The organism is Nocardioides sp. (assembly GCF_031422975.1).
GTDB lineage: Bacteria > Actinomycetota > Actinomycetes > Propionibacteriales > Nocardioidaceae > Nocardioides.
Genome location: NZ_JANPEO010000250.1, coordinates 1 through 4,947, shown reverse-complemented (window position 1 = coordinate 4,947; position 4,947 = coordinate 1). Strand labels below are relative to the sequence as shown.

Sequence of the window (4,947 nt, the reverse complement as noted above, 5' to 3'; positions counted from 1 at the left end):
CCTCGCGCCGCTGATGTTCCCGCAGGCGCTGCCCGTTCTCGTCATCCAGCTGCTCCTCGTCAGCATCCTCCTGCCGTTGCGTCGCGCACTGCTCGGTCCAGTCTTGGGGAACCTGTGGTCGCGGATCCTCGTGTCCGCACTGTTCGCGCTGATCCCCCTGCTCGCCCTAGCGGCCCTGACGCAAGATCTACGCGAGGTGCTTTAAGCCACCGCGGATGATTTCGAGGCGATCGCGCCTACCTGGCGGATGAGGTGGAGATCCGGCTTGCTAGCCCTTGGACCAACGAGCCATGGCGGACAGCGCACACCGGGGCTGACGCATTGGTCGACCGGCTGCCCTCTGGTGCGAACGCCGGCACTCGCCTGACGGACAATCGGTCTCGGGGCGATTCAACTTGAGTGCCCGAGGACGAGTGAACGCCTGAACCCGCACGGAACGGGCGGTCGTCTTCCGTGCACGCCCTTCGCCTCGTAGTCTTGCCGGCCAGGGGCGTACCGCTCGGACCCGTTGGGCACGCCTCTGCCGTTCCTCTCGAAGGGTCCGCGCCCATGAGCAACTCACAGACCGTCGACCGCAACCGCAGCCATCGGGTACAGGCTGGAAAGTTGTTGTGGCCTACCGCGGTCGCGGCCTTCCTCTTCACGGTCTCCTATCCCGTCAACGACTTCGCCCCGCCACCCTCGCCTCCGGACATCGGTCTTGGCATGCTCCTGGTGTATGCCGCCATCGCCGCGGTCACCGTGGGCGTCGTCTTCGGGCTGGTGCTGCCGTGGGCACTTCGTCGGGAAAGTTCCGGTGGATTGGCCCTGGCACTCGCCATCCTGGGCACGCTGATGGCACCAGGCTTCTGGACCGGGTTCCCTCCCGGACTCGCGGCCGGCGGTGCGTTGCTCGGCTGGGCCGGAATCTACGCGACGAAAGGCCGCAAGCTCTCGCAAGCCGCCTTCGTGATCGGTTTGCTCGGTGTGCTGTTCAACGTCGTCTCCTATGCAGATGTGTTCATCTGACAGGGATCCGACGACGACCGGCAGGATGCGTCGCTAGCGCGAAGGGGGGCGTCCTTGCGCCGCCGTTCGGCTACACGGAACTTCCGATATGCCGCCGCCGAGGCGGAGTCCGCTCATACCGCTTCGCCGCGAACCCCAAACGGATGATCGCGGGCCAAGCGAGAATCACCCTCACGGTGTTGGTCACGACTCGATCGCTGCGCCGGGTCTCCCGTGTCGGCGTAGGACCACACGATCGAGATGTTGAGCAGGAAGTCGATGGTGAGGTCGCGAAGAGCAGGCCGGCTGCGGTCACAACCACCCCGGCGAGTCGCGCGTGGGGCCAACTCAGGCCGTCACGATGGGGCCACAGCAAACCTGTCACAGTCAACCGTGACTGAACAACGGCTATCCAGGCGGTTGCGCAGGGCCACTGTGCCCGTAGGTGCAAGATGCTTCTGCCTGCCGACGACGCGACCCGAACGGGGACAGCGATGTGAGTTAGTGGCGGAGTGTCGCGGTGGTGGCTGTGGCCAACGCTCGGCCGCTGATGGTGGCTGCGGCACGGGTGAGGTTGAACGCCATCACCGCGAGCACGAGCCAGGCTGCGTCCGCTCCCAAAGCACTCGAGGGAAGGTGTGCCAGGGCGGAGTTCCTCCGGTCGGAGTGGACCTGTTCGATGATCACGTGGCCGCGGGTAGATCTTATCCGCGGCCACCGTGTCGAGCGACTCCAGATCACTCCTCCTGCCGTGCCGCTGCCGGCCTGACCTCCGGGTCCGTGATCGCGATATGCCGAGATCACGGTAACGATGTCGAAGATCTGGACGAGCAGGGTCAAGACGGTGGCGTTGGTCGCGACCGCTGCGCCGATCGTCAACACGGTGTGGCCCCAGGCGGCGCCTGGTCGCGAGCACCAGCGTCCCAGCCATGGGCCGCGCCTGATACTCATCGAGCGTGTTCTTGCCCGCTCCGAGTTCAGACGGGGAGTGCAGTCCGGATCGACGGTGTAGGTAGCGAGGCGCTGGATTCGTGTGCGATCAGGGCTCACGCGTTATGGCAAAAATCAGCTGGCCTTACTGGTGGGGAGGCCACGTCAATCTGGGCCCGATCCGGACCGAACCATCAGGCCATCCGGACTAGTCCCGCGTACTCATTCCAAAAGGTACTCCAGCGAGGACAGTGGGCACCATGACCAGAATCCTCGCTGTGCTGTTCGTACTGATAGTCACCGTTGCGGGTTGCGCCCAGGACACATCGAAGGCCAGCGATCCAGGACCGATGCAGACATCCACGTCCACGCTGGAGCCCATCACGCCCGCGGGCATCGCAGCGGTGGTCCAGGAACTCCTCGGTGCCGATCAGGTGGCCGGATTCAGCGCTGGCGGTGAGGATGACACGGTCGCCGTGGAGGTCCGATTCCCTGGTGCAGCCAAGGACATACTGGTCGTGGCGGTCCAGATCGAGGGGGACGCACCGGTCACGAGTTGTGCTGACCTCAGCGATCGGATGACCGGACCGGGCGCCTGCGAAGAATCGGCGGACGGGACCATCCTCGCCTCGGGGGTGGGCGAAGCCTTCAGTGACGAAAACTTGTCTGGTTCGACCGTGATGGCACAATCCGTCAACCCGGGGACCGGGCGTGTGGTGTTCGCTCTGTACGAGACCTACGGCAAACGAGGGGTTCTGGATCCCGCGGCGCTGTCAGCGATCGTGTCGGATGAGCGTCTGGCGGCCCTAACCGCTCCCACCACCAACGAGGCCGGAGCGAGGCTCGATGTCGATCCTGCGAGGTGACCGGATCCCAGCTAGCGATCGATGGCAACCCTGGTCGGGCCTTGGAATCAGGTCGATTCTTGGGACCTGTCAGGTTCTGGTTGACCGCCGGCGCACGGCGATCGGCGCAGCAAGTGCGCGGCCCGATCGCCGCTGGGGTCAGGGCGTCAGCGGGGCCAGCAGGCCGTCGGTCGACTTGCGCGGCGTGAGCCGGCTCGCGAGCGGCGCGGGGAAGGGGCTCCCAAGGTTGGCGAGCCGGCCACGGACCTGGTTCTGCGCCTGGCAGTTCTGGACGCACACTGTCGGCGGGTTTGCCACCTCGGTGGCGTCCTCGCCGGTCACCATGCCCATCCGGCCGCCGCTGGCGACGTCCCAGATCGACATGCCACCACAGTGGTCGCGGGTCTCGGCCAACCTAAGTGCGTTGGTGAAGTCGGGCCCGCACTCCGCCTGGAGGATCCGGGTCGCGACCTGGGCGCTGTCCCGGACCGCGAAGAGCGGAGAGATGTCGTTGCCGATGTTCACGCGGGGCGTGACGCGCACGCAGAACTGTCCAGGAGGACCGGTCTCGACGCTGGCGCAGCCCGACCCGAGGAACTGGCCCAGCCGGGCTCGGAACAGCGGGTTGTCGTAGTAGAAGGCAGTGTCTGCTAGGCGGTGCACAATCCTGGTCCGCGTGCCGTCACCGCGCTCCGGCTCCATCTGGAAGATCCCACCCGAGGCGCAGTCCTTGGCCTGCAGCGACATCGACAGGCCCGTCCCGGTGCGGGAGAGCTGGATGGCCTCATCGTCGATCGAGATCGAGATGCTGCTCGACAGAGTCAGGCCGCGGTGGTCGGGCACCTTGGAGGCATAGATCGGCGTGAACCGGCCGCCGGTCTGGTCGAGTGGGTTGGCGGCACCAGTGAAGGACTGTTCGTAGACAGCAAAGTCCGCGGGGTCGACGTCGAACTGCGCGTACCTGCCCTGGACACGGAAGCGGCCGGTGGGAGCGGGCACGGTGCCCTCGAAGCCGGCGCCCTTGCCGAGCACGGTGAAGCCTCCACCGTCACAGCCCTTGGACGACGCGGCCTCGGCCGGCGACTGGCTGACTGTGGACAGGGCGAGGGGCACCAGGAAGGTCGCGCAGGCGGCCCCGACCGCTCGGCGCCGGCGTGAGGTGTCTTGTCGGGGCATGAGAACGACTCCTGGGGGTGGGAAATGATCCACCTCACAGTTCCCCCGTACCCGGTTGCCCACAAGTGTCCGAACGTCCTAGTACCCATCGCGACCCGTGTGCTGGTTCAGGGCAGGGGCGAAAATTGTGTGCCATGCATGTGGACAGGTCCTGGGATACCACCGAGGGCCGGATGATCCCCGAGCCTGTGAAGCCGCACGACCGTGCACACGATCACCGGATCGCGCAATACTTCTCCTAGCTAGACCCCGCATTGCCAGACGGCTGGGCACCGCAGGAGGCGCCATCACCTGCACCTCACTTCACGTCCTGGCCGGAGTCGTCGCTGCGATTGGTGGTCTCTTCTGGGTTGCCAAAGCTGCAGCGATTCTCGCGACGGGCGACCAGCCGCCCTTGCCGTTCGAGGCAGCAACATTGTTCTTCGGTGTCGCCCTGACCGCGTTGGCGCTGTCGTCCGACCTTCGTGGCGGACGTCGTAAGACGGCCATCGCTCTCGGAATCCTGAGCGTCACGGCCGGCGTGGTGGCCGGCGTAGCCGAAGCCGTCGGGCAGATCTGGGGGCCTGCCATCGCAGCGTCGTCGCTGGCCCTCATCGCCGGCCTGCTGTTGCTCGGCCGCCGCACTTCGTCGCCGCCGTCACACACGTTCGCGTGGTGGATCGGCGTGAGTATCTTGCCTGTCGTGGTCGTCGGCGGTCTGCTGTCGGCGATCAATGAGCGTCTCCTTGAAGTGTCGATACTGACACTCGGCCTGATGTGGCTGCGGCTCGGCGCGATCCTGCTGACAAAGGGCAGACGCGCCGGATCAACTGAACCGCGTCTGGGCCGCCTGTCGGAGTCGAACTGACGCGGGCGACCCAACGCATCGCCGGCCGACCGCCACGAAGGTCAGCAAGCTTCGCGCTAACGGCCTTGGCCGACACCACGACCCGACTGTCCTGGAGCTCGACCACGCCGTCGAGGGTCCGGCGAGGCCGTCGCTCGTCGTGGTGGAAGGGCGCGCCACGCC

General features: G+C 66.2%; 5 protein-coding genes and 1 pseudogene. 4 read left to right on the top strand and 2 right to left on the bottom strand.

Translation table 11 applies throughout. From position 1 onward, the window contains the following. Positions 1-205: hypothetical protein (locus RMO85_RS07445; RefSeq protein ID WP_310528074.1), on the top strand; the 205-nt coding region annotated here is incomplete at its 5' end. Positions 206-549: 344 nt separating this feature from the next. Further along, the gene (locus RMO85_RS07440; protein ID WP_310528072.1) at positions 550-1,008 is read left to right on the top strand and encodes a hypothetical protein; all 459 of its coding nucleotides are present in this window, start codon (positions 550-552) and stop codon (positions 1,006-1,008) included. 391 nt (positions 1,009-1,399) lie between these two features. On the opposite strand, the pseudogene RMO85_RS07435 reads toward RMO85_RS07440, so the two are convergent. After that, positions 1,400-1,729, bottom strand: a pseudogene (locus RMO85_RS07435) (IS1380 family transposase); the annotation flags it as partial. Positions 1,730-2,177: 448 nt separating this feature from the next. On the opposite strand from RMO85_RS07435, the gene RMO85_RS07430 reads away from it, so the two are divergent. Next, complete coding sequence (locus RMO85_RS07430) at positions 2,178-2,783, top strand: hypothetical protein (RefSeq protein WP_310528071.1); 606 nt, start codon at positions 2,178-2,180, stop codon at positions 2,781-2,783. A 138-nt stretch (positions 2,784-2,921) separates the two neighbouring features. Here the strand turns inward: RMO85_RS07430 and RMO85_RS07425 are convergent, their stop codons facing one another. Beyond that, positions 2,922-3,938, bottom strand: a complete 1,017-nt coding sequence (locus RMO85_RS07425; protein ID WP_310528069.1) for a hypothetical protein — start codon at positions 3,936-3,938, stop codon at positions 2,922-2,924. 394 nt (positions 3,939-4,332) lie between these two features. On the opposite strand from RMO85_RS07425, the gene RMO85_RS07420 reads away from it, so the two are divergent. Continuing rightward, the gene (locus tag RMO85_RS07420; protein WP_310528068.1) at positions 4,333-4,785 is read left to right on the top strand and encodes a hypothetical protein; all 453 of its coding nucleotides are present in this window, start codon (positions 4,333-4,335) and stop codon (positions 4,783-4,785) included. Positions 4,786-4,947 lie beyond the last annotated feature (162 nt).